Origin of the sequence: Thermosphaera aggregans (assembly GCF_014962245.1) — an archaeon.
GTDB classification, from domain to species: domain Archaea; phylum Thermoproteota; class Thermoprotei_A; order Sulfolobales; family Desulfurococcaceae; genus Thermosphaera; species Thermosphaera chiliense.
In genome coordinates this window covers 789,259-815,228 of sequence record NZ_CP063144.1, presented here as the reverse complement: position 1 = coordinate 815,228, position 25,970 = coordinate 789,259, and the positions used below count along the sequence as shown (strand labels likewise).

At 45.0% G+C, this 25,970-nt stretch carries 27 protein-coding genes; 15 read left to right on the top strand and 12 right to left on the bottom strand.

Annotated features, from left to right (window positions below; translation table 11 throughout):
- Positions 1–44: 44 nt before the first annotated feature.
- Together ileS and IMZ38_RS04765 are read left to right on the top strand one after the other, a co-directional pair.
- Positions 45–3,218 carry an isoleucine--tRNA ligase gene (gene ileS / locus IMZ38_RS04770; RefSeq protein WP_193435766.1) on the top strand — a complete coding sequence of 1,058 codons (3,174 nt, stop codon included), beginning with the start codon at positions 45–47 and terminating at the stop codon, positions 3,216–3,218.
- The gene (locus IMZ38_RS04765) at positions 3,215–3,604 is read left to right on the top strand and encodes a cytidine deaminase (RefSeq protein ID WP_193435765.1); all 390 of its coding nucleotides are present in this window, start codon (positions 3,215–3,217) and stop codon (positions 3,602–3,604) included. Before ileS ends, IMZ38_RS04765 begins: the two co-directional genes overlap by 4 nt.
- Before the next feature lie 2 nt (positions 3,605–3,606).
- On the opposite strand, the gene IMZ38_RS04760 is transcribed toward IMZ38_RS04765, so the two are convergent.
- The 6 genes from IMZ38_RS04760 to IMZ38_RS04735 form a co-directional block, all read right to left on the bottom strand.
- Positions 3,607–4,281, bottom strand: coding sequence for a class I SAM-dependent methyltransferase (locus IMZ38_RS04760; protein WP_193435764.1), 675 nt, complete (start codon positions 4,279–4,281; stop codon positions 3,607–3,609).
- 41 nt (positions 4,282–4,322) lie between these two features.
- The gene (locus IMZ38_RS04755; RefSeq protein WP_193435763.1) at positions 4,323–5,591 is read right to left on the bottom strand and encodes a threonine synthase; all 1,269 of its coding nucleotides are present in this window, start codon (positions 5,589–5,591) and stop codon (positions 4,323–4,325) included.
- Between the two features lie 44 nt (positions 5,592–5,635).
- A complete protein-coding gene (locus IMZ38_RS04750; protein ID WP_193435762.1) occupies positions 5,636–6,559 on the bottom strand; it encodes a carbohydrate kinase family protein in 924 nt (307 codons plus the stop codon).
- A gap of 14 nt (positions 6,560–6,573) precedes the next feature.
- Complete coding sequence (gene fba, locus IMZ38_RS04745) at positions 6,574–7,389, bottom strand: class I fructose-bisphosphate aldolase (RefSeq protein WP_193435761.1); 816 nt, start codon at positions 7,387–7,389, stop codon at positions 6,574–6,576.
- 69 nt (positions 7,390–7,458) lie between these two features.
- Entirely contained in the window at positions 7,459–7,971 is a 513-nt protein-coding gene (locus tag IMZ38_RS04740) for a COG2426 family protein (protein WP_193435760.1), read from the bottom strand.
- Between the two features lie 40 nt (positions 7,972–8,011).
- Positions 8,012–9,661, bottom strand: coding sequence for an HD domain-containing protein (locus IMZ38_RS04735; RefSeq protein ID WP_227410826.1), 1,650 nt, complete (start codon positions 9,659–9,661; stop codon positions 8,012–8,014).
- A 135-nt stretch (positions 9,662–9,796) separates the two neighbouring features.
- Here IMZ38_RS04735 and IMZ38_RS04730 point away from each other — a divergent pair, with 135 nt between their 5' ends.
- The 4 genes from IMZ38_RS04730 (at position 9,797) to IMZ38_RS04715 (ending at position 13,691) form a co-directional block, all read left to right on the top strand.
- Positions 9,797–10,534 (top strand): bacteriohemerythrin, encoded by a 738-nt coding sequence (locus IMZ38_RS04730; RefSeq protein WP_193435759.1) that lies wholly within the window; start codon positions 9,797–9,799, stop codon positions 10,532–10,534.
- A 165-nt stretch (positions 10,535–10,699) separates the two neighbouring features.
- Positions 10,700–11,404, top strand: a complete 705-nt coding sequence (locus IMZ38_RS04725; RefSeq protein WP_193436922.1) for a peroxiredoxin — start codon at positions 10,700–10,702, stop codon at positions 11,402–11,404.
- A 68-nt stretch (positions 11,405–11,472) separates the two neighbouring features.
- Entirely contained in the window at positions 11,473–12,690 is a 1,218-nt protein-coding gene (locus IMZ38_RS04720) for an FprA family A-type flavoprotein (RefSeq protein ID WP_227410825.1), read from the top strand.
- Positions 12,687–13,691: a VIT1/CCC1 transporter family protein gene (locus IMZ38_RS04715; protein WP_193435758.1), complete on the top strand. Its 1,005-nt coding sequence runs from the start codon at positions 12,687–12,689 to the stop codon at positions 13,689–13,691. The genes IMZ38_RS04720 and IMZ38_RS04715 overlap by 4 nt, the downstream gene beginning before the upstream one ends.
- Here IMZ38_RS04715 and IMZ38_RS04710 read toward each other — a convergent pair.
- Genes IMZ38_RS04710 through IMZ38_RS04700 form a run of 3 tightly spaced genes read right to left on the bottom strand, consistent with a single transcriptional unit; the run spans position 13,688 to position 14,795 of the window.
- Positions 13,688–14,128, bottom strand: coding sequence for an Lrp/AsnC family transcriptional regulator (locus tag IMZ38_RS04710; RefSeq protein WP_193435757.1), 441 nt, complete (start codon positions 14,126–14,128; stop codon positions 13,688–13,690). The two genes, IMZ38_RS04715 and IMZ38_RS04710, sit on opposite strands and share 4 nt — an antisense overlap.
- The gene (locus tag IMZ38_RS04705; RefSeq protein WP_193435756.1) at positions 14,118–14,420 is read right to left on the bottom strand and encodes a hypothetical protein; all 303 of its coding nucleotides are present in this window, start codon (positions 14,418–14,420) and stop codon (positions 14,118–14,120) included. The genes IMZ38_RS04710 and IMZ38_RS04705 overlap by 11 nt, the downstream gene beginning before the upstream one ends.
- A gap of 3 nt (positions 14,421–14,423) precedes the next feature.
- The gene (locus IMZ38_RS04700) at positions 14,424–14,795 is read right to left on the bottom strand and encodes a class II SORL domain-containing protein (protein WP_193436920.1); all 372 of its coding nucleotides are present in this window, start codon (positions 14,793–14,795) and stop codon (positions 14,424–14,426) included.
- 98 nt (positions 14,796–14,893) lie between these two features.
- Between IMZ38_RS04700 and IMZ38_RS04695 the strand changes: the two genes are divergently transcribed.
- The 9 genes from IMZ38_RS04695 (at position 14,894) to IMZ38_RS04655 (ending at position 23,257) form a co-directional block, all read left to right on the top strand.
- Entirely contained in the window at positions 14,894–15,481 is a 588-nt protein-coding gene (locus IMZ38_RS04695) for a hypothetical protein (protein ID WP_227410824.1), read from the top strand.
- A gap of 14 nt (positions 15,482–15,495) precedes the next feature.
- The gene (locus IMZ38_RS04690) at positions 15,496–16,338 is read left to right on the top strand and encodes a GTP cyclohydrolase, FolE2/MptA family (RefSeq protein WP_193435755.1); all 843 of its coding nucleotides are present in this window, start codon (positions 15,496–15,498) and stop codon (positions 16,336–16,338) included.
- A complete protein-coding gene (locus IMZ38_RS04685) occupies positions 16,335–17,075 on the top strand; it encodes a 6-hydroxymethylpterin diphosphokinase MptE-like protein (protein ID WP_193435754.1) in 741 nt (246 codons plus the stop codon). Before IMZ38_RS04690 ends, IMZ38_RS04685 begins: the two co-directional genes overlap by 4 nt.
- Positions 17,065–17,451, top strand: a complete 387-nt coding sequence (locus IMZ38_RS04680) for a dihydroneopterin aldolase family protein (protein ID WP_193435753.1) — start codon at positions 17,065–17,067, stop codon at positions 17,449–17,451. The genes IMZ38_RS04685 and IMZ38_RS04680 overlap by 11 nt, the downstream gene beginning before the upstream one ends.
- The gene (locus IMZ38_RS04675) at positions 17,452–18,177 is read left to right on the top strand and encodes a flavoprotein (RefSeq protein WP_193435752.1); all 726 of its coding nucleotides are present in this window, start codon (positions 17,452–17,454) and stop codon (positions 18,175–18,177) included.
- 5 nt (positions 18,178–18,182) lie between these two features.
- The gene (locus IMZ38_RS04670; protein ID WP_227410823.1) at positions 18,183–19,697 is read left to right on the top strand and encodes a dihydropteroate synthase-like protein; all 1,515 of its coding nucleotides are present in this window, start codon (positions 18,183–18,185) and stop codon (positions 19,695–19,697) included.
- 64 nt (positions 19,698–19,761) lie between these two features.
- A complete protein-coding gene (locus IMZ38_RS04665; protein WP_227410822.1) occupies positions 19,762–20,535 on the top strand; it encodes an RAD55 family ATPase in 774 nt (257 codons plus the stop codon).
- A gap of 36 nt (positions 20,536–20,571) precedes the next feature.
- Positions 20,572–21,750: a CaiB/BaiF CoA transferase family protein gene (locus IMZ38_RS04660; protein WP_193435750.1), complete on the top strand. Its 1,179-nt coding sequence runs from the start codon at positions 20,572–20,574 to the stop codon at positions 21,748–21,750.
- A gap of 19 nt (positions 21,751–21,769) precedes the next feature.
- Complete coding sequence (locus IMZ38_RS04655) at positions 21,770–23,257, top strand: gamma-glutamyltransferase family protein (RefSeq protein ID WP_193435749.1); 1,488 nt, start codon at positions 21,770–21,772, stop codon at positions 23,255–23,257.
- Here IMZ38_RS04655 and IMZ38_RS04650 read toward each other — a convergent pair.
- From IMZ38_RS04650 to IMZ38_RS04640, 3 genes are read right to left on the bottom strand one after another with little or no spacing between them, the layout of a single operon-like run.
- Positions 23,244–24,179 (bottom strand): beta-ribofuranosylaminobenzene 5'-phosphate synthase family protein, encoded by a 936-nt coding sequence (locus IMZ38_RS04650; protein ID WP_193435748.1) that lies wholly within the window; start codon positions 24,177–24,179, stop codon positions 23,244–23,246. The genes IMZ38_RS04655 and IMZ38_RS04650 overlap by 14 nt on opposite strands.
- Positions 24,164–24,781 carry a DUF447 domain-containing protein gene (locus IMZ38_RS04645; RefSeq protein WP_193435747.1) on the bottom strand — a complete coding sequence of 206 codons (618 nt, stop codon included), beginning with the start codon at positions 24,779–24,781 and terminating at the stop codon, positions 24,164–24,166. Before IMZ38_RS04645 ends, IMZ38_RS04650 begins: the two co-directional genes overlap by 16 nt.
- Positions 24,778–25,968: a DUF1464 family protein gene (locus IMZ38_RS04640; protein ID WP_193435746.1), complete on the bottom strand. Its 1,191-nt coding sequence runs from the start codon at positions 25,966–25,968 to the stop codon at positions 24,778–24,780. Before IMZ38_RS04640 ends, IMZ38_RS04645 begins: the two co-directional genes overlap by 4 nt.
- Positions 25,969–25,970 lie beyond the last annotated feature (2 nt).

The window sequence follows — 25,970 nt, the reverse complement described above, 5'->3', positions numbered from 1 at the left end:
AACATACTATTATTGTTGAAATAGTGTTTCAACGGTGGTTTTAATTGAACACCATTGAATGGCGGCTGGAGGGGAGGTATAGTCCTCATAGCGTAGAGGATGTTGTCTTAAAATACTGGAAAGATAGAAATGTATACAGGCTTGTTAAGGACAGGAACGTGGAAAGAACTCGAAAGTTCAATTTTATAGATGGTCCACCATACCCGTCCGGGGACGTCCCTCACATAGGCACTGCCTGGAACAAATCCTTGAAGGATGCTGTACTAAGATATAAGCGGATGCAGGGGTTTAGGGTATACGATCAACCAGGGTACGACTGCCACGGCTTACCCATAGAGGTGAAGGTCGAGCAGAAGCTAGGGGTTAGGGTAAAGAGAGAGATCGAGGAGAAGATAGGCGTAGACAGGTTTATCGCCAAGTGCCGCAAGCTAGCACTGGATAACGCGGCAGCAATGACCAAATGGTTCATCGACCTAGGAGTCTTCATGGATTGGGAGAATCCTTACCTAACATTGAGGAATGAGTATATTGAAGCCGCATGGTGGCTTGTTAAAAAAGCCGACGAGCACGGATTGCTGGATAAGGATACGAGGATAGTTCACTGGTGTCCGAGATGTTCTACAACACTTGCAGAATACGAGATTGAATATAAAGAGCTAGAAGACCCCAGCATTTACGTGAAATTCCCAGTCGTTGGACAGGATAAAACATATCTTGTAATATGGACGACAACTCCGTGGACTCTACCGGCAAATACCTTTGTAATGATACATCCTGAAGCTTACTATGTCAAGATCAGGGTCGGTGATGAAACATGGGTAGTTGCAGAGGAGAGATTGAATGCTTTTCTTGACGAAACAGGCATTAAGGAATATCGAGTAGTCGAGAAAATAAAGGGTAGCTCGCTGGTAGGGGTCAGATACACCCATCCCTTGAGAGATATTGTACCGCTACAGGCTGAACTAGAACAGTATCACACGGTTTTGCCCGCGCCTGAGTTCGTAACCATGTATGAGGGAACAGGTCTCGTCCACAGCGCACCCGGACACGGGTTCGAAGACTTCACGGTAGCGGTCAGGTCGGGCATTAAAAACATTGCAAGCCCAGTGGATGATGAAGGGAGGTTTACAAGCGAGGCAGGCAAGTATGCTGGCATGTTTGTCAGAGATGCAAACCCCATTATCATCCAAGACCTTGAGGAGAGAAACGCGTTGATTTCCAAAACCTCACTCATACACAAATACCCTGTCTGCTGGCGTTGTAAGACACCGGTATTCCTCAGGGCAACCCAGCAGTGGGTGATCAAAGTATCAAAGCTCAAAGATAAGCTTCAACAAGAGGTTGAGAAGGTTAACTGGATACCTGAATGGGCTCTCGACAGAATTAAAAGCATGCTTGAAAACCTGCAGGACTGGGTTGTTTCAAGGCAGAGGTACTGGGGTACTCCACTACCTGTTTGGACATGCCCTAACGGTCACAGAGTAGTGGTGGGGAGCGTTGCAGATATTGAGGCTTTTGGAGGAAAACCTCCGAGCGAGCTTCACAAGCCTTGGATAGATGAAGTCGTGTTAAAGTGTCCTGTGTGTGGTTCCGAAATGCGCAGGGTTCCTGACGTGATGGACGTCTGGTTCGACAGTGGTGTTTGCTTCTACGCGGCCAAGGGGCATCCGGAGAACCTACCCCTTGAAGACATAGTTCTCGACTTCATCGTTGAGGGGCATGATCAAACTCGGGGCTGGTTCTTCTCCCTTCTCAGAGCCGGAGTGCTAGGCTTCAACCTTGCTCCTTATAAGAATGTCCTCGTCCACGGGTTCATGCTTGACGAACAGGGCAGAGAAATGCATAAAAGCCTTGGAAACTACGTTGGAACAAACGAAGCAATCGCAAAGGCAGGGAGAGACCCGCTGAGGCTATGGTTGTTATCGAACACTACATGGGAGGATGCTAAATTCTCCTGGAAAAGTATTGAGGAAGTGGCTAGAGATCTCTCCATAGCGTGGAACGTGTTTGTTTTCGCCAAGACTTACATGGCTTTAGACGGGTTCAATCCTGAGCAGGCAAGGCTTGAGAGTTTAATGGATGCTTTGAAACTAGAAGACAAGTGGATATTGAGTAGGATTAATTCTTTAATTGAGAAGTCAACGTTATTACTAGAGAGTTATGAAGTCCACACCGCTGTAAGAATGCTCCGTGAATTCATCGTTGAAGATCTCAGCCACTGGTACATAAGATTGATAAGGCCCAGGGTCTGGGTTGAGGAGAACACGAGGGATAAGCTCGCCGCTTACACGGTTCTCTACTATGTTCTAGATAAATTAGTACGGATGCTTGCACCTTTCACCCCGTTCATCACGGAGTATATTTACCAAGCAATGTTCAAAGAGCACTATAGGGAGGAATCCGTTCACCTGCTCGAGTGGCCCAAAGCCGACGTATCTCTCATAAATCCGGAGCTGGAGGAGACAATGGTTGTTGTGAAAAAGATTTTTGAAGCAGCAGCATCCGCAAGAATGAAGGTGGGATTGAAACTCAGGCAGCCCGTTAAAACCCTAACCATTTACGTTAACGACACTAAGATAAGTGAAGTAGTTATGAAAAACCGAGAGCTCATAAAGCTTATCGCTAACGTCAAAAATGTTGAAACCAAGCCCCTCTCAATGCTTAAAGAAGTCACCAAGTACAAGGTTGAGCCAGTTTACAGCGTGTTAGGGCCAAGGTTCAAGCAGAAAACGCGGTTGGTGATAGCCTACATTATGGAAAACCAGGATAAAGTAGCATTGGACATAATCAGTGGGAAAACGCATGAAGCCGTTATTGAAGGTGAGCAGGTAGTAATCGATGACTCCTGCGTTAAGATAACCCCCTACTTCATTGAAGGCTACTCTGTTGTGGATATTGAGTGGGGTAGCATCGCAATCGATACAAGGCTCAGCGAGGAGGAGATGGCGGAGGGACTAGCGAGAGACCTGGTTAGGAGGATACAAGTTATGCGGAAAATGCTAAATCTCTCACTAGACGCAAAGATTAGAGTCGTTATTATTGCCCCTCAGGAGAGAGAACACGTGATCCTCTCTAAGGTTGACTACATCGCAGGCGAAACAAGAGCTGTGGAACTCAAAGTCTCAACAAACCCGAATCTTCTCGCGGATTTCAAGGGATTGGTAAGGGAGTGGGATATTGAAGGAGAAACATACCACATAGGGGTTGAACAGGTTTGACCCTTAACGATGAAGCTCTGATCTCTATTGCGGCTAACGCGTTGAAAAACAGCTACGCACCATATAGCAGGATCCATGTCGCCGCTTCCGTCCTAGGCTCTAATGGGAAGGTTTATACCGGGGTTAACGTTGAAAACGCTAGCTATGGTTTAACGATATGTGCCGAGAGATCTGCTATTGTTCAAATGGTTAGCGACGGCGAGAGGAAGCCTGTAAAGATCGCTGTTGTAACAGACCTGGAGAACCCTATACCTCCATGCGGCGCTTGCAGACAGTTTATTGCAGAGTTCAATCCAGATGCGGAGATAATTCTCCACAGCGCTTCCTCGGGCAAAACGGTTAAAACAAGACTCTCAGAGCTTTTCCCCAACCCTTTCAAGCTTTAACTTCACTGTTTAACCGCTGTTAGCAAAATATTCCTTGTTTCAGCCGGTTTCCTGGGGTTTTCCACCACTGTCTCCACTTTTTCAACACGAAAGCCCGCGCTCTCTACTTCACTTTTAAGCTCGGGTATTGAGTAGAAGTGGTAGAATCTATCACCCAGGCCTGATGAAACTATCACACCATCGCAAACCTCTTTTCCCCTCGGTTTCTCGCTGGGAAACCAGACTGAAAGAATGAGAAGGCCTCCGGCAACCAGTACTCTTTGAATCTCCTTAAGAAATACGAGCCTGCATTCTCTAGTAGGGATATGATGTAGTACGGCCAAAGATATCACCACGTCAAAGGATTCATCCATTAATGGAATGTCCAAGCCGTCAGCATTGAGCAACATGACGTTGCCGGTTTTCATCTCAACTCGGGAGTGATCATCGTAGGAAGGATCCATTAATACCAATAACCCCTGATAAGAAATGTTCTTTCTCAAATACCCTGCACGTCCAGCACCGACATCGAGAACCCTGCCTTTCAAATACTTGGATACGTCAATACTCTTCCATCCCGCCTCCCTGTATCTCAAAGCCTTGCGAAAATATTCAAGTGTGCGAAAGAGTGCTTGGCCACATATATTCCAGCACTTCTCACTCCAGTCACACGCTTCCGCTTCATCTCGTTGAATCATAGTTAAAAAATATGTTGGAAAGGGTTTAATAGAAGAGTGTGCTACATCCGGATTTTGTAATATTTTTCCGACGCCTTCTCAAGCTCCTCGAGGCTTGGGTTAATCAATGGTGCATCCCCAGCAGTTTTCCTGATAATGTCGGGGTCTTTCAAACCATGCCCTGTAACTAGGACAACCACCGTCTCATCCTTGTCGACAAGGCCTTCATTAAGTGCTTTAATCAATCCTGCAAGCCCTGCTGCACCACTAGGCTCTGCGAAAACCCCTTCCAAGCTTGCAAGAAGCTTCATTGCCTGGACTATCTCATCATCCGTGACCACGACCCCATATCCATTCGTCGCATACATCGCCTTCAACGCTGCGTCGCCATCCCATGGGAAAGTGTCTTCAAGCCCTGTAGCAATGGTCTCAGGAGGTTTCTCCCAGGGTTTAATGTTCAACGGGTCTTGCTTCTCAAGCCAAGCCCTAACCAATGGGTAGTTGCCCTCAGGCTGCACAGCAACCATTTTAGGATACTTGTTTATGAGTCCCACCGCGTTGAAATCCCTGAAACCGTTGTACACGCCTGTGAGTAAACTCCCCGCCCCGGTAGGTACAAATACCTGATCCGGGGTCCTCCATCCCAGCTGCTCAATTATTTCCATCGAGATTGTCTTAGGCCCTTCTATTTGATACGGGTTGTATACTCCGAAGCTAGGGCTTGGGTAGAACCCGTATTTCTCCACGACAAGTCTCATCATTTTAACAGTTGGATCCTCGGCCTCAGTCCACCTTACCTTGAACACCTTAGCGCCGTAGTAGAGTAGTTGAGCTATTTTCCCATAGCCGGCGAAATCGGGCACGAACGCGAAGACGTCTATCCCTGCCTTGGCTCCATACGCTGCTAGAGATGCTGCCGCGTTCCCACTGCTTGCGATGGTTGCTTTTTTAAACCCGAAGAATTTTGCCATCGAAACCGAAACGCTCATCGCCCTGTCTTTGAAACTACCTGTTGGGTTTCTTGTTTCATCTTTAAGATAGAGATTTCTCAGTCCAAGAGCCTCCGCCAGCCTCGTTGATTTTAAAAGAGGGGTGCCGCCCTCGCCGAGGGATACCACGTATTCTTGGCTGGGGACAGGAAGGAATTCCATATACCTCCACATGTTGAATGGCCTTTTTTCAAGGTTTTCAATACTGAAGGCTTTTCCTAATTTCTCATAGTCGTATATTATGTCCAGCCTGCCCAGGTCATTGTTTTCGCACAGGACAGGCTTAGACTCTAGTCTATACTCTCTGCCACACCTGTTGCACTTCAAGTATTTCACGAACATGCATGATACCTCATGGTTATGGGTAAAAACTATTTAGAAGAAACTTAAATTCCTTCTCTCTCCCATATGAACTTTACAACTTCGTCATGGGTTGGCACACAGTGGGATCCAAGGCTTGAGATTTTCAACGCGGCCACGGCATTACCGTATTGAAGAGATTTTCTCAAATTGTATCCTCTCAGGAAGCCTGTTATAAAGCCTGATGCAAAAGCGTCTCCAGCCCCCGTGGTATCGATCACGTTGTCAACTCTGTAAGCCGGGATCTCCTCCTCCAAGTCCCTACTGTAGACATATACTCCTTTCCCACCCCTCTTCACGATCACTACTTCTGGTCCGGTTGAAGCTATCTCCTTAGCCGCCTGCTTGTAATCCTCCATACCCGTCAATAAAGTTGCTTCTTTATGGTTTAGGAAGACAACGTTAACCCTGGACACGACTGGCTTCACTTTCTCCAAGCCCTGTGACGCTAGCACTCTTCCAGGATCCCACGAGGATTTCAACCCGTATTTCTCAGCAATCCTGAGGGCTTCAATAGTCGTATCCAGTCTAAGGCTTGTAATGTGAATCCACTTAGCCCTTGAAATCGCATATTCACTAAGGTCTGAAGGCTCCAGCGTTTCAGCAGCTCCTTTGAACCCGTACATCGTGATGTCTCCGTTCTTGTTAATAGCGACTATGGTAAACCCTGTTTGCCCCAGGCTTATCCTCAAACCACTTATATCCACGCCCTCTTTCAAGAGATCGTCGACTATTATTCTACCGAAACTGTCGAAACCTATTTTCGCCAAGATGCTTGATTTCAAACCTAGCCTTCTTACCCCTATGGCAACGTTTACAGCTGATCCGCCGCTCCCCCATGATTGTTCGAGAACTTTGCTCTCCTGATCTATTCCTGGAAAGGTCTCTACTAGAATCCTTATGTCAACAAGAGCGTGTCCTACCGTGACAACATCTATATCGCTTGACATTCCTGACCCACCGGTTACTGCATGGTTTTAAAAGCCTCTTCAGCGGTTAAACCTTCGTGAACAATCTTCATGACCGCTCTTATCGCTAACGCTGGGTTTTCATGCATGAATACGTTTCTCCCTACAACCACTCCTTGAGCACCTGCCTTCATCACGTCTTCAACATCCCTCAGGAAATCCATGAAGCTCTTCCTAGGGGCTCCACCGCTCATTAAAACAGGTATCCCTGAAGAGGCCTTCACCACTTCTCTAAAAGTATCCCAGCTACCAGTGTAGTACGTCTTTATCAGATCCGCCCCAACCTCAATGGCTGCTCTCACACCGTACTTGACCACTTCCACATCGTACATGTTCTTAATGCTGGGACCTCTCGGGTACGCGAGCTGTAAACAAGGATACCCGTACCTTTCAGCCTCCTCTTTTATTGAAACCCATCGAGAAAGCATGACGTCCTCGTACTGGCTACCCCAGTAAACAGTGGCGGCCACTGCATCGGCTCCAAGCGAGACCGCTTCCTCCACCGTGCCTATTAGGCTTTGAAGCATCTTCTGGTCCTCCGGTCTCAAATTAGTTTTACCAGTCACTTTCACGATCAGACTCGTCCTCCCCAGCCAGGAGTCCCGTGTAACATAAGCGAGCCCGGGTGTTAGCATCACCGCGTCAACACCTGCATCAACTATTTTCTTTAACAATCCCCTAGGGTCTATTGTTTCGCTGGTGAAATCCCATGGGCCGTGCTCGAACCCGTGGTCGAATGCGAACACGACTGCTTTCCCATCGCGGAGGATTCTGTTCAATCTTACAGTTTTACCAATATTTGCGTATGACATGTAACCACCTTACATGTTTGATTTAATCTCTACAATGAATTTTAAAAGCCACCCCCTATAAGATTTGAGTTAAAGGAGGAAAATTGTTTTCAATATGGATATTCCGAGGTAAACTGCCGAGTACACTATTAGCGATGCTATCAGCACTCCGAGACTAATTGCAACCATGGCTTTTTTCTTATCAACTCGTAGTAGAAAAGCTATCAGGCTCCCGGTCCACGCACCAGTCACCGGTAGGGGGATGCCGACGAACAATGCTAAGGATAACAAGGTGATCTTTTCCATCCTTGATGCTTTCTCCAACGCTTTTTCCACTATCTTGAGATAAATGTTTCTAAGAAGCCTTGGAAATTTCTCACTCATGACTATTTTTTCAACCGTTGAGAGAATGTTCAACGCTACCGGGGCTATGAGCAGGTTTGCCAGGACACCTGCTAAAATGTAAAAACCCATTAGATTAGCGTCTTCTCCTGCTTTAATTACGGCGTAGGGTATAGCGCCCCTTATCTCGCTAATGGGCAGGAATCCCAGAATGAACACTACCAATAGGCTCTGCAAGTCAAGCATGTTAACCCCAATCATCTATCTCTCCTATATTGAATATTTATGCTGAGGGCTGGTTTTAACTAGTTTCAGGCGCCTCCCTTCCTCCGCCGTACAAGGCTTCTTTTATAACTTCTTCAGCGCTCTCCTGGGCTTTCTTCAAATCACTACTTGATAGGTCTTTGTATTTCTCACGGTTGACGTAGATTGTGAATAAAACCTCGGGAATAAGCCCATGCTGTTGCGCAAACTCCTCATATGTTAAATCTTCTACATCTATAACCTTGCTACCGCGGATCTCTACGACATGTATTTTATCCAGAACTTCGGAACCGGAGGACGGGTATATTTCAACCTTGTCAATAATGGTTAAGATATCAGAAGAGTTGACATTTCTATCTTTCAGCACGCTGGAGATTTCTTCACTAATCTTCTCCTTCAACATTTTCTGATAAGTCTCTCCGAAGCGCTCGCTGAATAAGTGCTTAGCGTACTTTAAATTATAGTTAAACCTGCCTATCATCTTCCATACGGGTTTCCTCTCAATGAAAAGACTTTGCAACGCCTTCCTCGCTAATTCCTTATCGACGCACTCATACGTTGAAACATCTTCATATATTAAGTTGGCCAGCATGCTGTAAAGGGAGTGATCAGTTAAGAGGAAATACTTGGATAAGCTATCAGGTTTCTGCAATATTTCCTCGATTATTTCAACAAGTCTTGATTTCAAGCATTGGAGGAGATAACCGATCATCTCAATAAACGCCACGTTCACCGGGTGGAGGTAAACATTCTTATACATTATCTTTCTCGCATCGAAAAGCCTGGCTATTTCGTCCAAGGATTTTCGAGTCACTCCTGGAATAATCATGTTGTTTTTCTCCACTAGGAAAGTGTTTCTAATGATCCAGTCATCGTTGATCTCGCCTACCGGAACCCCTGTGAAAAAGCTGTCTCTTTTAAGATAATCCATGATATCGCTAGTGTAGGCATAATCCCTAACAACAAGTCTAACCATACTGCTCAAGTCGTTAGAGGATGGGTTGTAAAAGTCCTTATCTGAGAGGAGGGACCGGTTAACAAGGTCTGTAAAATCCTTCATACCCCTGGGAGGCTTCATGCCCTCGTCAAGCAGAGATATGAGAACCTCTGGGTCTAGGCCGAGTGTTTTAGAAGAGTCCAAGGCTTGCTCGTATATTCTCTCCCTTAAAAAATCCCTGTAGAGGAGATAGCCAACGACTTCATGGTTGCCCACGCTGTATCCAAGAAACTCTCGGGTTTTATAAACGTATTTGTCGAATGCGTGGCTGAATGGCCCGTGCCCCAGGTCATGCATCAAGCCCAGCAATCTAGCGGCGAAGATGATTTCTTTCTGATGCCCGATAATGTCTTTTCTATAAGTGCATTCCTCTGGTAGATGATACGATGTTCTAAGCAAGTGTGTTATATATTTGAAAGACGAGTGCATTACGCCTATTGAATGAGCAAACCTTGTGTGGGTTGCGTTTGGATAGATAAAGTGGGCTGCCTGAAGCTGGTAGATGTATCTCAGCCTCTGCATCGCCCAGGAATCAATAACCTTGTCCTCGAACCCTTTTACAAAATCAATATACCCGTATAACACGTCTCTTATCTGACCATTAAACGGTATGAAGGGGGATGGAGAAGACTCCATTTCTAATCCGCCACCAATATCATACCCGTATATTGGAATATATGTTTCAGCCAATGCTTCGAACCTTTACGATGATCAATGATCACAGTAGTATTTATTAAATCAGATATTTAAATTTAACACCCTCAAACATGGTTTAAAAATATTTAAAAGTTTAAACAAAACTATTTTAGCACACCAGGTGCTTATATGTGGGCTTTTAAAGAATGCTTAGGAATAGTAACCCATGGTGTTAGGAATGACATACATAGTCTTCAAAAACTTTTAGATGTTAGCGAAGTAACCATCGTAGATAGGGTTAGAGGAGACCTATCCAGAATACTAGACAAGGTAAGTACTGCAAACCCTGAGGACCACTATTTCGTTGAAATATTTAACGAGAAGTTAAAGACACGTTGCATGCTTGTTTCTGAGGGAAAGAAGCTGTTGAGAATTGCGTGCGGAGGGTTAGAATCTAACACGTCCTTCAACCCTGAGGAGTTTTGTAGAAGTATCGGTGATTCTGAAATAACTCTTATCAAAGTAGTGCCTCCCCTTTTCCAATGGGGAAATGAAATGATCTACGGTTTTGAACCGCTTGATGCACAGCACGAGAGGATTCTTCGTAAATGGAATGAATTAATCGAGGAACTAATAAAAGGAGTAGGAAGAGAGATAATGATTGTCGAAAACCTTATTAATGATGTTTTAGAGCATCTAAAGTTCGAAGAAGACTTGATGAGAAAATACAAGTATCCTAGAGCTAAACAACACTTCAAAGATCACGAAGACTTTAGAAATCTGCTAAAGCATATCCTAGAGAGAGCCAAGGAGATAGGGGTGCTCGATGCTCTAAAAGAAAATATAGGGTTTGTTTACGCTTACCTGGCTCATTTAAACAGTGTTGATCGCGAACTAGCATATTTTTTGAGGAAAAACGTTTTTTGAAAACCTCGTGAAAAAGCTTTAATAATTGTCTAGTTCCTAGTGATCAGCTTACGTCAAATTGTTTGAGAATTTGAGATAGCCCAATAGATTATGAATTTTTCGGTAATTTTTTATAATAGAAAGGTTTAAAAACCTAATAAAACATTAAGAAAATTGGTGGATAACATGCCAGGACAAATACCGTTAATAGGTGAAAAATTCCCTGAAATCGAAGTAGTAACTACACATGGCAAGAAGAAACTGCCTGACGATTACAAAGGCAAGTATCTAGTGTTGTTCAGCCATCCTGCAGACTTCACACCCGTTTGTACAACGGAATTCGTAGGTTTTGCTAAAAGATATGAGGACTTTAAAAAGCTCAACACGGAATTATTAGGGCACAGCGTCGACAGCGTTTTCTCCCACATCAAGTGGATCGAGTGGATAAAGGAAAAGCTCGGGGTAGAAATACCCTTCCCTATAATAGCCGATCCAGCAGGAGAAGTAGGCAGGAAACTAGGCTTCTTGCACGCGCAAAGCGCTACCCACACAGTTAGAGCAGTAATAATAGTCGATGCCGAAGGCGTAATCAGAGCCATTCTCTACTATCCACAGGAGGCTGGGAGAAACATTGACGAAATATTGAGACTGGTGAAGTCATTACAGTTGAATGATAGATTTAAGAGGGCTGTCCCACACCTATGGCCTAACAACGAGCTAATTAAGGATTCGTTAATCGTTCCCCCGCCAACAAGTGTTCAAGCAGCTATGGAGAGATTGGCGACTTACAAATGCTACGATTGGTGGTTCTGCTACGAGGAAGGAAAGGTTCCGAAGGAGGAAGTAGAGGAAGCCAGGAAATGGCTTGAAAGAGCTGCTTCTAAACCTTAACTTTTTTGTAACTCCACCTTGAAAAGTTAAATTCTCATCTCACGTTCATCTTAATCAGGTGGTTGGGATTGAACAATATTGTTTATTCCAAGCTAACAGACAATCTTCACATGCTCCAGTACAAGGATCATGAAACCAAGTACTTCGAAGGATTGTGGCATATTCCAGAGGGAGTAACCTATAATTCCTTCATTCTTGAAACCAAGGAGGGGCTGGTTGTTTTCGACACTTGGAAAAGATCCCTAGGAAGGCTTTACATTGATGAATTCTCCAAGCACTTTGACGTTAGAGATGTCAAGTACCTGGTCACGCATCACATGGAGCCCGACCACAGCGGATCAATTCCCCACTTGTTAGCTTCAAACCCTCGTATAACCGTTTTGGGACACGCGCTGTCCAAGGGGATGATTGAATCATTCTATCAAGTAAAACCCGTTTTCAAGGCTGTTAAAGACGAGGAGGCCTTGCGAATAGGGGGATTTACAATAAGGTTTATTCACACACCATGGCTTCACTGGCCAGAGACGATGATAAGCTATGTCGAAGAGGAAAGGACCCTGTTAACCTGTGACGTCTTCGGATCCTATGGGATCCCTAGCAAGTTATACCTTGATGAGTTAAGCGTGAAGGAGCAAACGGATTTCTCACATTATTTAATCAAATACTTTGCTAACATCATCGGGCATTTCAGAGATTGGGTTGTTAAAAACCTTGAAAAGATTTCACAGTCGAATTTAAACGTTTCAACCATTCTGCCAGCTCACGGCGTATTGTACAGGGGGGAAGACGTTGCCAGGGTTATTGAAAAATATAGAAGGCTCGCTACTGGTGAAACCGTGCCTGGTAAAACAATAATTGTTTATACAAGCATGTACGGTTTCGTAAGCGACATGATCAACGCCATAATAGAGTTTCTAGAGAGAAACAGTGTCAAACCGGTTGTCCACGGCTTCACCGATAAGGAGCGGCCTGATCTAAGCGAGATATTAGCTGAGGCGTATCAAGCTGAGAACGTCATACTCGCTACAGCAACTTACGAAGCTAAAACGTTTCCGCCAATGAAACATATTGCGGAATTACTTATCGAAAAAATCCCTGCCAGCAAGAACATTCTAATAATCGCCCTGTACGGGTGGGGCGGGAAAGCAGGGGCTGAGCTTGAAGAACTCTTCATTAAGCAAGGATTCAAAAACTTAGACGTAATAGAGTTCAGGGCTGGGCAGCACCAAGCTGTTTGGAGACAAGTTGAGGAGAAACTGTCGAAGTTTTTAAGGGGTAATGGATGAACAGTGAAAAGCTTCTCACAGAGAGTTACATCGATGAACTCATCTCCGCGGACTTATATGATTACTTGAAAAGCATAGCCAAGGAAGACAGCTTGAGAACCGCGTTCTCAAGACTTGCCGAAGTAGAGAAATCACACGCAACTCTCCTTAAGAAAATATTGATTAATAGAGGTATAACATGCCCAGAGCCCGGATTAACATTTAAGATCAAGGCAGCTACATACAAGGTGCTTGCTAGAATATTAGGTTACAAAATACTTTTAAGCCTCATGGAAGCCTCGGAAGCCTCTGCTATAAAAACTTACTGGTCACTCCTCAAAGAGGCTTCATCAGAGTTTGAAAAACAAGCATTGGAGGTTCTTTTAAAAGACGAGATTTCACATGAAGTAGGGCTTCAGGAAAGCCTGAACCTATACGTCAAAACCTTACAGGGTTTAAAAGACATCGTCTACGGCATGATTGATGCTTTAATTGAAATAGAAGCAGGCGTGATTGGAATTGCCTCAGCCACTAACTCTCCTTCTCTAGCCGGATTGGCTGGTTTAATAGCCGGGCTAGCCGGCTCATTCAGCATGGCCTCTGGCGCTTACTTATCTACAAAATCTGAAAAGGAACAGCAAGATAAGGTTGTTGAATTAATGAGAATCAGAAGAGAACTGGCACCACCTAATGAAGAAGGAGAAAACTCTTCACTCGATGGAGGAGGGGGAAACGACTACTCTCCCTCTAGAGCAGCTCGTAACGCCGGAGTATTTTACCTTGTAGGCGCGATAGGTCCCATAATCCCATTTCTCTTGAATTTAAGTATCATCCTGGCGATCCCAGCTTCCCTACTTCTATCCACAATCATTATCACCGCGCTAACTTTCGTGACCTCGACATTGTCTGGTAGTTCTTTCAAGAAATCCTTAGTCGAATACTTGTTGATAACTTATTCAGCAGTAGCTGTAACGTATCTTATCGGTAGGCTGGCAGGACAGGTTTTCGGAATAAATGTTTAAACATACTGCTCTGCCTTGACTATGTCTGCGAGTATGGCTGGGTAGATGTGGACTACTCCGTCAATGCTGAGGATTTCCTCGTGGATTTTCTGAAGCTCCTCTCCATTTCTCGCCCAGATAATAGCTATTAACTCGTGATCACCCGACGTTATAGCTAAGTATTTAACGTAATCCTTGGCTTTCAATGCTGCAACGATTTCGAATAGTTTTTCAGGCTTGACATTAATGCCCGTGAAGGATATTTTCTCATACCCTATCTTCGCAGGATCGACTATCAGAGCATACTTCCTTATTACTCCATCACTCTCCAGCTTCCTAACTCTCTTAATAATTGCTACATCGCTAAGATTCAGCTTGCTCGCTATCTCGCTAAACGCTTTCCTAGCGTTCTCGGAAAGCTCCCTTATGATTGCAAGGTCTATCTCGTCAACATCCATTGTTCATCAACCCTTTAATCTTAAATAACCCTATGATTTTAAACTCATCTTTTTCAACATGGTCTTCTAATACGGCGTCAACTCCTTCGCTTCTCAAAATGTATGCAAGATCCTCAAGCCAGTCTCTCAGCCCGCATGTTAGGCAAAAAGACCCTGTAAACTCTACTTTGAAAAATCCATGTTTCTCATCAAACTCTAAAAGCCTGGCCGTGGCCTCAGGCTTACGAGTCCTATTGTACGATTCAATGGAGGATGAAATAGTTTTAATTAAAAAATCGGGGCATGAACTCATATCTTACTCCACACCAATCTCTTTGCTGGACTCCCATAAACCATGGAGGTTGCAGTATTCGATGGCAATTAATCTCCCTGGCTTTGAAATCTTCAAGTATGCCTCCACAACCGGCTCACTGTATACTGGTGTGAATTCGTATCTTCCAATAAGTACCGGGTTAAACGGCCTGTTCTGCTCTTCAAAGTAGAGCTCTATCCATCTAATACTGTGCTCTACTGTATTGGGATGCGGGCCAACCCAGACTTTTACCTTGAATATTTCGCCAGCCTTAACCTTATTCGGTGCCTCGATCTTAGGGGTGTGAGACTCAACTTTTGATACAGCCTCTCCCTTCACGCTCCCCGGCTCATATATGAGTTCTTTTAATCCCATTCTTAGTACCACCAATTTTGGAAATAATAAAACTACCTAATAAGTTTAATTTATTTTAAGTACTTGAGAGTTATCATTAAAATGCTTACATTAACATAATGAAAATATCGGTCAGCAGCGTGATTACCATGGATGATGAAGTATTTGAGTTGCTTAAGAAGCTGTTGTCAAAGCCTGAGAAGAAGTATAAGCCTGAGGTGGGTCTTGAGCTCGACACGATAGGTCCCGAATCCCCTAATGGAATATATGTTTATGATGAAAAGAAAGAGAGATGGGTTCTAAAGTATTTGAACGGCGAGTTTTTCCAGCCCTGGGAGGACGGGTTGTTTGTAGTATACTTTGACAACGCTAAGTGCCCGGCCTGTAGGGCATACGACACCTACTGGTATCCATTCGTGAAGCTTATAGGATCCACTTTCAGGAACGCCCACTACGTGATCATACTGTGCGACTGGTTCGCGAAAGAGTGCGACTCGGAAATAGCAAGGGGTAGTTTCCAAAAATATGATGTCCACGCATCTCCAACCACTCTCCTACTCTACTCAAGCAATGGAAAAATCGTTCTCCAAGACAAGCTGGAAGGGGTTAAAAGAATGGATCAGCTGGCGGACTCTATTCAAGGATTTGTCGACAAAGCCTTGAAAACAATTGAGCTGCAACCGGGAGGGGGGTCGTCGAATAGTTAAAAAGGTGATGAGGAATGAGTAGCGAAGAATTACCGGACGTTCACTCCGAAAAACCAGCATTCCCCATACTAGTGAGCAGGGTTGGATTAACAGGGGTTAAGCTCCCGCCTTTCAAAGCGGGTAATGGGATTTTCACACCGGTTTTCAACATATACGTAGAACTTCCTAAGCATCTTAAAGGAGCACATCTTTCAAGACTCTACAGGGTTTTAACAAGTAATTATGAAATAATGGAAGAGAAGGGTTTTGAAGGCCTTGCTTTTCTAGCGTTTAAGGCTTTAGAAGCTAATGCTTATGCGGGGAAATCATACGTGGAGGTTTACGGGGATTATTTAACCAGGATTAATGATATACCTTTCCACCTTAGACTAGGCTCTGGAGTATCCTTGGATAGGGCTACAAATAAGCTCGAATGGTTCTCAGAGGTCGAGACTGAAACGGTGACTTCATGCCCGTGCGCCATGAAGGTTTCGCTTCATCTTTTCAACACTCCTTTCACCCATATGCAGAAGGCCAAGGTTAAGGTTAGGGTTGAAACAGATGATAAGCATATTTCACCAATCAAAATAGGGGAACTCTTAACGAGGGTGTTAAATACGCCGGTGAATCTTCTGTCTAGGAAGGAAGAAGCGGTTTTCGTTCAGAAGATCTTCGTGAACCCTGAGTTCACAGAAGACGTTGCTAGAAGAATTTTTGTAACTCTTATAAAAGGTTTTAAGGATACCTTGGACTCAAACCATTATATTTCAGTTAAAGTAGAATCCTTGGAGACTATTCACCAGTATCATGTGGAATCCTTGATAACGGGTTACGTGAAGGAGTTCTTAAACGAGTTAGAAAAAGGTGGTTTTATATGAGCTGGGTCATTGACAGGGAATGGTGGATGAGGATATATGCAGATTTAATTGTTAAGAGCATAGACCTTAGCTTCGAAAAGGATCAGCAGGCCACGGATTTATTGAGCACGCTCCTCGATGGTCGCAGCAATCTGATAGAGTTCGACGAGATGATTGGTTCGTTTAAAGGGTTTGACGAGTCCATTGTTTTCGGATGCGGCCCGAGTCTCGTGTCAGACCTTGAGTTTCTCATGGGAAATAATGCTCTTAAAGACAAGCTTCTGATCTCAGCAGACGGCGCTACGACAGTATTGATTAATCACGACATAACACCGCACATTGTTGTCACGGACTTAGACGGCCTCGTAGCCGACATAGCATGGGCATCCCTCAAGGGATCGGTAATAGTGGTTCACGCTCACGGAGACAATATTGATAGAGTCTCGAAATTTGTCCCTATGTTCAAGGGGAGAATAATAGGTTCTACACAGGTTGAGCCAAGACCTCATGTTTACAACTTCGGAGGTTTCACCGACGGCGATAGAGGTGTTTTCCTTTCTCACTCACTAGGGATATCGAGAATCATTCTCGCAGGCTTCGACCTGGATGGAGAGCCCTATTCATGCCCAGGTAAGCTAGTCCCGTTTAACAAAAGGGTTAAGAAGAAGAAGTTAGAAATAGCGAAGACATTGTTGAAAGAATTGGAGTCAAAAGGGGTAAGATATTTCAACGTCAAGGGAGAGCCCTATGTTCTCTGATCCTGCTAGGAAATACTTTCACAAGGACGTAACAGATAGAGAGAGGGCCGCTTTCGAAGCAGGAATTGCTCTAGGCATGGTTGTACACCAGTTTACAGGTGTTCCATTGAGAAAACGCGATGACATTAGTATACTGGAAAAAGTTATTGAGAACGCTATTAAAGCGCAACCTTTCAAGATCGATGCAGAAGTCGTGATAAACGTTGACCTGAAAAACACGGATAACCCCTACGATTATACGGCGCTGAAAACAAGAAACATGAATGTGAAAGTTACTGTGAAATACGGTAAGGCTGTGGTGAAGGCTGCTCTAAGACACATTGATGAGTTAGACTACAATCTAGCCTACATAGAAGAGATAATAGAGGAGGAGTAGTTGCCTAAGGCTATTGCGTGGGGAATAACTGGAGCTGGAAGCTTTCTAAGAGAATCGGTGGAAACGATAATTGAGATCGTGGAGAGAGGGATACCGGTCACTGTTTACTGTTCTAAAGCGGGAGAATCATTGTTGAAATCTTATGGGTTGATTGATAAGCTGGCAGCACGCGTGAAAGGAGCGTATCCTACAGAGATAGTTTACGAGTCTAAGGAGCCTCCAAGCTACCCATCAACAGGGCGCTTCTACGTTGACATATACGATTTAGCTGTCATATCGCCTGCAACCCTGAATACTTCCAGCAAAATAGTCCATGGAATATCGGATTCCTTAGTATCAAACCTAGCATCGCATGCGTTGAAGAACAACATTCAGCTCCTCATACTGCCGGTAGACTATTTTGAGACCAAAAGCACTATCCCCATCAAAATACTGCGCGACAACTGCGGTAAATGCTTTGAATGCACCGCTGCTGAAGCATGTCCAACCGGGGCTTTAACCAATGATAGTAACTGGAAAGTAAGGCTAGATATTTCTAAGTGTACCAGGTGTTTCGAATGCTTAAGGAATTGCCCATGGAACGCGATACTATTCGACGTGGAGATCATGGTTAAGCCTAACCCGTACTACGTTAAAATTATCGAAAAGCTATACGAAATCCCAAATGTGAGAATTATTGAACATCCTAGAAAAGTCCTAGAGTTATTGAGTGGTGAACGCCCCTGAAGATTTTGTTCGTAACAGGGATGGTGGCAAAACCCTTCTTGGAGAAAATTGTAAAACAGCTTTCAGATGTAGAAGCCAAGGTTTTATCGCTCCCTATTCCCATAGCCGCAATGATGACTAGCGAGTATTTAACACGGGAGCTACCCCGATACCCTGAGCTCATTGAGTGGGCAGACATAATAATAGCACCAGGCTTCACGAAAGGGGATTTAAAAGACGTGGCTAAGAAGTTAGGGAAGCCCGTTTACAAGGGGTGCTTGTATGCTTATGACATTCCCATCTTAGTTGAATATTTGAAAAAAGGCGGAGAGTTGTCAACGGTTAACCCGCTAGATGAATTATTGAGCAAGGAGAAGAAGAGGAGAGAGGAGATTATTCTTGCTGAATTAAGGAGAGAAGCTACCAAGTCTTGTTTTGAGGTTGGTGGAAAACCGGTCTCGCCTAAATATCCTTTAATAATGGGCGAGGTTTTCGTGAATGAGGAGGTGGATTTTGACACAATCGCCTCCAAGGCACATAGACTAGTATCTCACGGTTCCGACATACTGGTAATTGGGTCCAGCCGTCTCCCCTTAGATGTTGTAGCAGACTATTCAAAAAAGGTTAAGAGGTTGTTGAACATTCCGGTGGGGTTAGACTATTTCAAATACGAGGATTTCAGCTCCCTTAGCGATGGAGAAGTCGATATTCTTTTAAGCTTCCCAGCTGACTCAATACTCCATTTCAATCCCAAGGAGGAATTTCGAAAAACAGCCGTAGTCCTAATCCCAGACCCGTTCTCCACCACTGTCGGAGACAAGATCTCAAGCTTAAGAGCGGGTTTAAAACATGCTATTGATAAAGGATTCGGAAAAATTATCCTGGACCCGGTGTTAAACCCTCCTCAGCAAGCATTTATAGAATCATTGTATGCGTTTAAAACAGCGAGGAAGGAGTTTCCGGGCTATCCGATATTGATGGGGGTCAGCAATTTCACAGAGTTGATAGATGCTGACAGTATTGGAGTAAACGCTGTGTTAGCCAGTATCGGGGTTGAGGCAGGAGTAGACCTGTTCCTTGTCACGGAAGAAAGTGCTAAAACCTCGTACTCGGTCAGAGAGTTTAGGAAAGCACTGGATATGGCCCTGCTTGCTAGAGAAATGGAAAAGCCTCCGAAAGATTTCTCTGTCAACTTACTAGTGTGTAAAAGCAAGAAGAGGAGAGGCTTGAAGCCCCAGGAGCTGGTAAACCCTGTTAAAGCCTCCAGACCCTACCCTCTTAAAGCAGACCCCTCTGGGTACTTTAAAATATATGTCGACCACGATCAGGAAGCAATAATCGTAGAACACTATAAGCATGGAGATAGTAAGCCGAGCATTACAATACTAGGGACTGATCCGTCTGCGATAATTAATGAAATACTTGAGAGGAAGCTTGCCTCAGCCCCTGAACACTTCTACTATCTTGGTAGAGAGCTTTGGAAAGCCAAGACAGCCTTGAAGCTCGGCAAGGATTATGTTCAAGATGAAGAACTCTTCTAAGCCCCCATTACACTGCTTTTAGAATATAGACGTTTATTAGTAAGGATATAGAAGATCATTATTAGTGATTGATTTGCCTGAGAGCAATTTAATACTGGATGTTGATATTCTTCTCTACGTTTTACCTGAAGGTGTTAAGAGAAACTCACTCATAATTGTTGCCGGCGAAGGCGGTGCTGGCAAGAGCGCTTTACTGGCTAATATTGCTAAATCAGTTATTAAGAACAATGAGCCCTTGCTTTACCTAGGGCTTGACGATGATCCGGCAACCATCGTGGACCAGTTAAGCTCTTTCAACGTTGACATTGAAAAAGTATTCAATGAGGGAAGATTTGGAATCATAGATGGTTTCAGCTATTTAATCAAGGGTAAGAAAGGGAAGAGCCACCCCATGGTTCTTGACGAAGTCAACCCAAGCGACTTAGACAGCCTTGTCTACTCTCTCCTTAAACATGTTGACTCCTTCAACATGAGGGGGCGTGGAATGGTAATGATAGACAGCCTGAACGAGATCATGATCACACTGGACCCGACCAGGATCATAGAGTTCGTGAAAACCATAAGGGCAAATGTAGCCAAACATAGGAGTGTGACCACAATAGCAACACTTCACACTTCAACGGAGGACTTCCTCTCATACTTGCTAAGCATCGAGCACTTGGTTGACGGAATAATTGAAATGCAGACCCTCAAAGACAAGAACCTAGGGGAATTACAAATACCGTTGAGGCAAATGCTGGTGAGAAAGATGAAAGGCGTTCCTCACAGGGCAGTATGGACCCTCTTCACCATTGATAAGGAAGGAGTAAAACCCGTGGTTATTAAAACCTCAAAGTAATATAGTATGATTCTGTTAAACCGTAGGGTGTAGTTCATGCTTTTAAAAGGATTAAAAGTGCTTGACTTAAGCCATACTTTAGCAGGCCCATTCGCGACAATGGTATTGGCCGACCTTGGCGCGGAGGTTATAAAGATAGAGTCTCCCTCCGGCGACGAGACACGGAGCTGGGCTCCGTTCGTTGACGGGGAAAGCTCGTACTACCTCTCGATTAACCGTGGAAAAAGAAGCGTGGTTGTAAACTTGAAAGACCCTAGAGGAGTGAAAATAATCCATGATCTCGTTAAAAGGGTTCAAGTGGTCATAGAAAACTTCAGGCCGGGAGTAGCTGAGAAGCTCGGAGTCGACTATGAAACACTCGTCAAAATAAACCAAAACCTCATATACGCGAGCATCAAAGGCTTCAGTAAGAACAGCATTTACGAGGAAAAGCCCGCGTACGACCTTATAATCCAAGCAATGTCCGGGCTTATGACGACGACCGGGGAAGAAGGCTCACCCCCGGTTAGAGTGAGCTTCGCGCTTTTCGACGTTATAACCGGGCTGATAATTGCCAACTACATTCTTGCAGGCCTATACAGCGGCATAAGGCCGCTCAGAATTGAAGTCCCCATGTATGATGCCGCCATATTTTCAATGTGCTATGTTCCCATGATGTATTTAACTACTGGACGAAAGCCTAGAAGAATGGGGCATGCGCATCCTTCAATGGTTCCATACCAAGCCTTCCAAGACAAGCATGGGAAGTGGTTCATAGTGGCAGCCGCGAATGATAGGTTATGGTTAAACCTTTGTAAAGCGATTGGGAGAGAAGACTTGGCGAGCGATCCAAGGTTTGCCACCAATCCTGAAAGGGTTAAGAACAGGGATGAGTTGATCAAGATTTTACAGGAAATTTTCCATGGAAACACTCGGGAATTTTGGATTGAAACATTGAGTAAATCGGGAGTCCCCGCGGCACCTGTGTATGAGATTGACGAAGTGTTTGAAGACCCTTACGTTAAAAACCAAGGAATAGTCTTCAAAGTCAGGCACCGTAAGCTTGGAGAAATACCGCAGCTCTCTTCACCAGGCTTCATTAACGGCGCGAGAAGCAATAGCCTTACTCCCCCGCCAACGCTGGGACAGGATACGGTGGAAGTTTTAAAGGAACTGGGTTACTCGGAGCCGGAGATAGAAGTACTGAGGAAAGAGGGAGTAGTATACTATCCATAGGATTAGAGAGTGGCGTCATATGCCGGTGAAGATAGCTCAGGGAGGAAAAGGGGTATCCGCTGATCATTACCTAGCTGTTAAAGCAGGCATTGAAATTCTCGAGCAAGGAGGAAACGCCTTCGATGCCGCGATAGCGGTTAGCAGCGTTCTCTCAGTTGTCCAGCCGCAAATGGGAGGCCCAGGCGGCGATGGATTCCTACTGGGATTCCTGGATCAGGATGTAATAGCCTACTCTTCGTCGGGGAGGTCTCCATCAGGGTTCAACCCTGAGAGATTCATCCAGGAAAAACCGATAACGGGACCATTAACGGTGACTGTTCCGGGCCTTGTCTACCTCTGGGGCATGATTAACGAGGAATATGGTACTCTCCCCATGTCTACCTTGTTGAAGCCCGCGATCAGTCTAGCCTACAATGGCTTTAGGGCGGGCTGGTTCCTGGCGTCATCCGTGAAGGCTCGAAGGGATATTCTTTCAAACTATAAGTGGGCCAAGTATTACATGGGACTTTCCCACGGTGATTTAGTGGTTAACAGGGATGCGGGTAGAACGCTTAGAATCATAGCTACTAGGGGTTGGGACGAGTTCTATCATGGAAAACTGGCTGAAGAGTTGGTGAGTGAGCTGCAAGAACAGGGGGTCGACCTGGGCTTGGAGGACTTTATGGAGCATGAGGGATTCAGGGTGACTCCTTTGAAGCTCGAGCTTGATGGAAGAACATTCTACGAGCTTCCTCCCAACTCTCAAGGTATAACGACTTTAAACTTGATAACAGCGCTCCACGAGCTTGGCTTAGACAGGTATGGGTTCAACGATCCTCAAAGAATTCTCGCATGGTCCGAGCCTGTTGAGAAATCATACTTGTTTAGAGATAATTTCATAGGAGATCCTGACTACATGGTGGTTAATCCTTACGAGTACCTGCACTACGGGAAAATCAAGGATGTAAAAACATTCGCTACTGAAGGCTTAGGCGGTGGCGACACGACTTTCTTCATAGTTTCCGATGGGGAGGCCGTTGTGGGCTTCATACAGAGCTTATTCCACCCATTTGGCTCCGGGCTCATGATGGGCGGTTTCCCAGTGCAAAACAGGGGAATCGGGTTCGCGAAGACTAAGGGTTTACCTAATAGCCCAGCCCCTAAGAAGCTTCCCCTCCACACGTTGTCAATACTTGGGATTGATGCCGGGGAGGGCAAATATATCATAGGATGTGTCGGGGGAGACTATAGGCCGCAACTTCATTTGCGAGTGTATGAAAACCTCTTCATATATAACATGGATCTTGCTGAGGCGCTAGATGCTCCGAGGTTCATTTATACTAAACCTTATGTTAAGCAAACCGTTGAAGTAGAGCCTCCGCTCAACACGGTTGAGACAGGTAAGATTTCATCAGTGTTGACTAGACCCTACGGAACACATGGCCACGTCCACGTTGCTATTAAGAAGAAGGGATATGTGGTTTTAGGCAACGATCCAAGGAGCGAGGGGATTGCTATTGCTTTGTAATGGTTAAGAGTGCGCCGGAGTTATCTGGCTCAACTATTAAAACATCACCGCTCACCATGATGGAGACAAGGTTTCTTATCTCGTAGGGGTTTCCACCAGGAGGGATTACCCCGTAGACCGCGGGACCCCACGAGGACTGGCCTACCCCTCTAACACCCAGCTTCTTTAAAATGTCAACCACTTTTTCAGAATGCTTCGAGAAAACACCTCCTTGATACTTGCTGAACATTTTCCCGACAACCAGCTGGAGCTTTTCTAAACCCTCGGAGAAACCTTCAACATCTTCCTCGATGATTGAGGGTATCAATTCAACGAATAAGTGGTATGATGCTTCGTGAATTAACGACTCGGGAATGGTTTCGACAGCTTCGAAAACCCTATTCTCCTCCTCATCGCTCAAGCCGCGCCCTTCAGGTATTACTATGATAAACCTCCAATCCTCGGGAAACTTTAACCTCATGTAAAGCGTTGCAGAGTCCTTCCCTTTCACGCCGGAGTCAACGATAAACCCTCCATACTGGAATGCGTATTTCCCTATGCCGGAAACCCTCCCAATGTTTAAAACGGATGAGACTTCCTCAATGTTGAAAGGAATATCATTGGCTACGAGAAGACCTTTGGCTACCGAGAGGAGCAGTTGCGTTGTCGAACCCAAGCCAACGTGCTTCGGAATAGTCTTCCTTACTTCTACTTCTCCCTTCCGCAAATCATACTTTTCTATGAGTGGTCTTAGCTTCACCCCTACTTCCTCAGATCTGGGCCCTCTGAAGGATAATTCCTTATTCTTTCTAACAACAACTTCAACCCGGGGTTTGTTTACGGCTAATCCAGCTCCCAGGTAGAGTCTGAGATCTCTTCTAAAAGGATTGATCATTCCAAAGTGAAGACGGGCAGGCGCCGAAACAGTTATTTCCTCAGCCAACCTGAAACCATCTCCTTCAACTTGTTCGCAATCCCTAATTCAGCCTGATCCATACATGTTTTAATTACTATTTCATATGAATAGTCGAGCGATTTCTCGAAACGGTTCAGAAGGTCTCCGGCTCCTTCCTTGATTGATACGTCTCGGATCTTCGATGCATAGATTATCATTTCTATAAGAAACGCCCTGCACCTCGAATAAGGCTCAATATTATCACAGTACAAAGGATTATCCATGATTTTCTCAATGTTGTAGTCAAAAAGAAGCACTTCACCCTGTGGTGAGAACTTTCTCCTCTTCATCATTATGTAGCCATAGGCCTTTCTTAACACGGGGTAGCCATTTATGAATTCCACTTCATCTTTAGGAATGCCGCCTGTCTGCTCCTTGAATGTTGATAGAAAGAATAGATATGGGTCGTCTGTGATGTTCAGAACGGCTTCAGGGTATATGGTTAACAGCGAGGAGGTTTTCGCAGAACTATACACTTTTAGCTTGACAACCCCGTTGACTATTTGAAAGCCGAGCGGGGTGAAATAGGGTTGCTCACCAGCTAAAACGCTTACAATGCCTTCATACCACACCTTTTCCCTAATCTTCAAGAACTCCACCATGAAGTGTTCAAGGGCTGGGTCCTAAACCCTACTCCCCTGAGCCGGAGGAAATTCCTGCCCAGCCTGCTTTCAAAGAAGGCGGGAATTAAGACATAGTCTAAGGCGCTTCCCACAGCTTCACCTACTTTTACATGGATGATAAGGCCTTTGAACACCCCACCTGTTAAGCCATCCCCGACTACGGAATATCCTTGAGCCGTTTCCTTGACGCTTCTAGCCCCTGGTAATCCCTTCATAGCCTTTACTTCGCTAATTCCTCCCAATCTCTTCTCCAATTCAAGCCTGATTCCAGGGATTCTCGAAACCCTCCCTGAGAGCAGGATTAAATCAGGGTTCTTAACACTGTGCATTATCTGGTGAACAGCTTTAACAACCCCCTCAATAAAAGCCTCAAGGCATATCCTGCTTCTCCAGTCGCTACCGGACTTCTCTACCATGTCTTCAGGAGTAGACACTCCTGTCAATGGGCCGCATCCTGTTGTGAAAACATCTTTCTTATCGAGTTTTCCAATTGACTGGGCAACCTCTAAGTCTAACGCCCCAGCCGTCAGGAACCCTGGCCCCGGCGTGAATGAGCCTCCAATACCATCAACGATTAAGCCTTTTTCAACCCCCATCACCGCATTATATCCGAATCCGAGCTCGACATGTATGTAATTAACATGCTCGTAGTCGACGCCCAAAGCACTCGCTACTTCATGAATCCCTAAAACAGCTACCGCAAGCTTGTCAGCAGTACCCATATCTATTTTATTAATCTTGCGGTGAAGCGGAACTGTGGGTAGGTTAATAACCCCTGGAATCAGTATCTTTTTCGCCTCAAGCTCGTATAGTTTCTCTACGAGCCTCACCATGGCGTAATATATTTTAGCGCCAATGATTCCTTTTTCAAAGCCCTCCCGTATTTCCTCGCGCGTCGTAGCCAGGACGAACGTATAATACCATTCCTCCAGTAGATCTCGCGGAACCCGTTCCAAATCCAATGGCTCAACACCATACCCCGAGGGCACGACTACGACGTCGAAAGGCTTAAGTTCCGATATTTCTTCAAGGACTGTCTCAGGGTTAGAAGCAACCTTACTGGTTTCGATAGATGCTTCACCCACTACTTCCCCGTTGTCGAGAAGACAGAGATCCATGGTTTTTGTACCAGGGTCTATCCCCAAGACCCTCATGC

Coding starts and splice junctions, on each gene's coding strand:
- IMZ38_RS04685 (WP_193435754.1), top strand. CDS start 16,335: ATGAGCTGGGTCATTGACAGGGAATGGTGGATGAGGATATATGCAGAT.
- IMZ38_RS04705 (WP_193435756.1), bottom strand. CDS start 14,420: ATGAGTTCATGCCCCGATTTTTTAATTAAAACTATTTCATCCTCCATT.
- IMZ38_RS04740 (WP_193435760.1), bottom strand. CDS start 7,971: ATGATTGGGGTTAACATGCTTGACTTGCAGAGCCTATTGGTAGTGTTC.
- IMZ38_RS04695 (WP_227410824.1), top strand. CDS start 14,894: ATGAAAATATCGGTCAGCAGCGTGATTACCATGGATGATGAAGTATTT.
- IMZ38_RS04710 (WP_193435757.1), bottom strand. CDS start 14,128: ATGGATGTTGACGAGATAGACCTTGCAATCATAAGGGAGCTTTCCGAG.
- IMZ38_RS04715 (WP_193435758.1), top strand. CDS start 12,687: ATGAACAGTGAAAAGCTTCTCACAGAGAGTTACATCGATGAACTCATC.
- IMZ38_RS04640 (WP_193435746.1), bottom strand. CDS start 25,968: ATGAGGGTCTTGGGGATAGACCCTGGTACAAAAACCATGGATCTCTGT.
- IMZ38_RS04660 (WP_193435750.1), top strand. CDS start 20,572: ATGCTTTTAAAAGGATTAAAAGTGCTTGACTTAAGCCATACTTTAGCA.
- IMZ38_RS04760 (WP_193435764.1), bottom strand. CDS start 4,281: ATGATTCAACGAGATGAAGCGGAAGCGTGTGACTGGAGTGAGAAGTGC.
- IMZ38_RS04655 (WP_193435749.1), top strand. CDS start 21,770: ATGCCGGTGAAGATAGCTCAGGGAGGAAAAGGGGTATCCGCTGATCAT.
- IMZ38_RS04680 (WP_193435753.1), top strand. CDS start 17,065: ATGTTCTCTGATCCTGCTAGGAAATACTTTCACAAGGACGTAACAGAT.
- IMZ38_RS04730 (WP_193435759.1), top strand. CDS start 9,797: ATGTGGGCTTTTAAAGAATGCTTAGGAATAGTAACCCATGGTGTTAGG.
- IMZ38_RS04755 (WP_193435763.1), bottom strand. CDS start 5,591: ATGTTCGTGAAATACTTGAAGTGCAACAGGTGTGGCAGAGAGTATAGA.
- fba (WP_193435761.1), bottom strand. CDS start 7,389: ATGTCATACGCAAATATTGGTAAAACTGTAAGATTGAACAGAATCCTC.
- IMZ38_RS04690 (WP_193435755.1), top strand. CDS start 15,496: ATGAGTAGCGAAGAATTACCGGACGTTCACTCCGAAAAACCAGCATTC.
- IMZ38_RS04725 (WP_193436922.1), top strand. CDS start 10,700: ATGCCAGGACAAATACCGTTAATAGGTGAAAAATTCCCTGAAATCGAA.
- IMZ38_RS04700 (WP_193436920.1), bottom strand. CDS start 14,795: ATGGGATTAAAAGAACTCATATATGAGCCGGGGAGCGTGAAGGGAGAG.
- IMZ38_RS04750 (WP_193435762.1), bottom strand. CDS start 6,559: ATGTCAAGCGATATAGATGTTGTCACGGTAGGACACGCTCTTGTTGAC.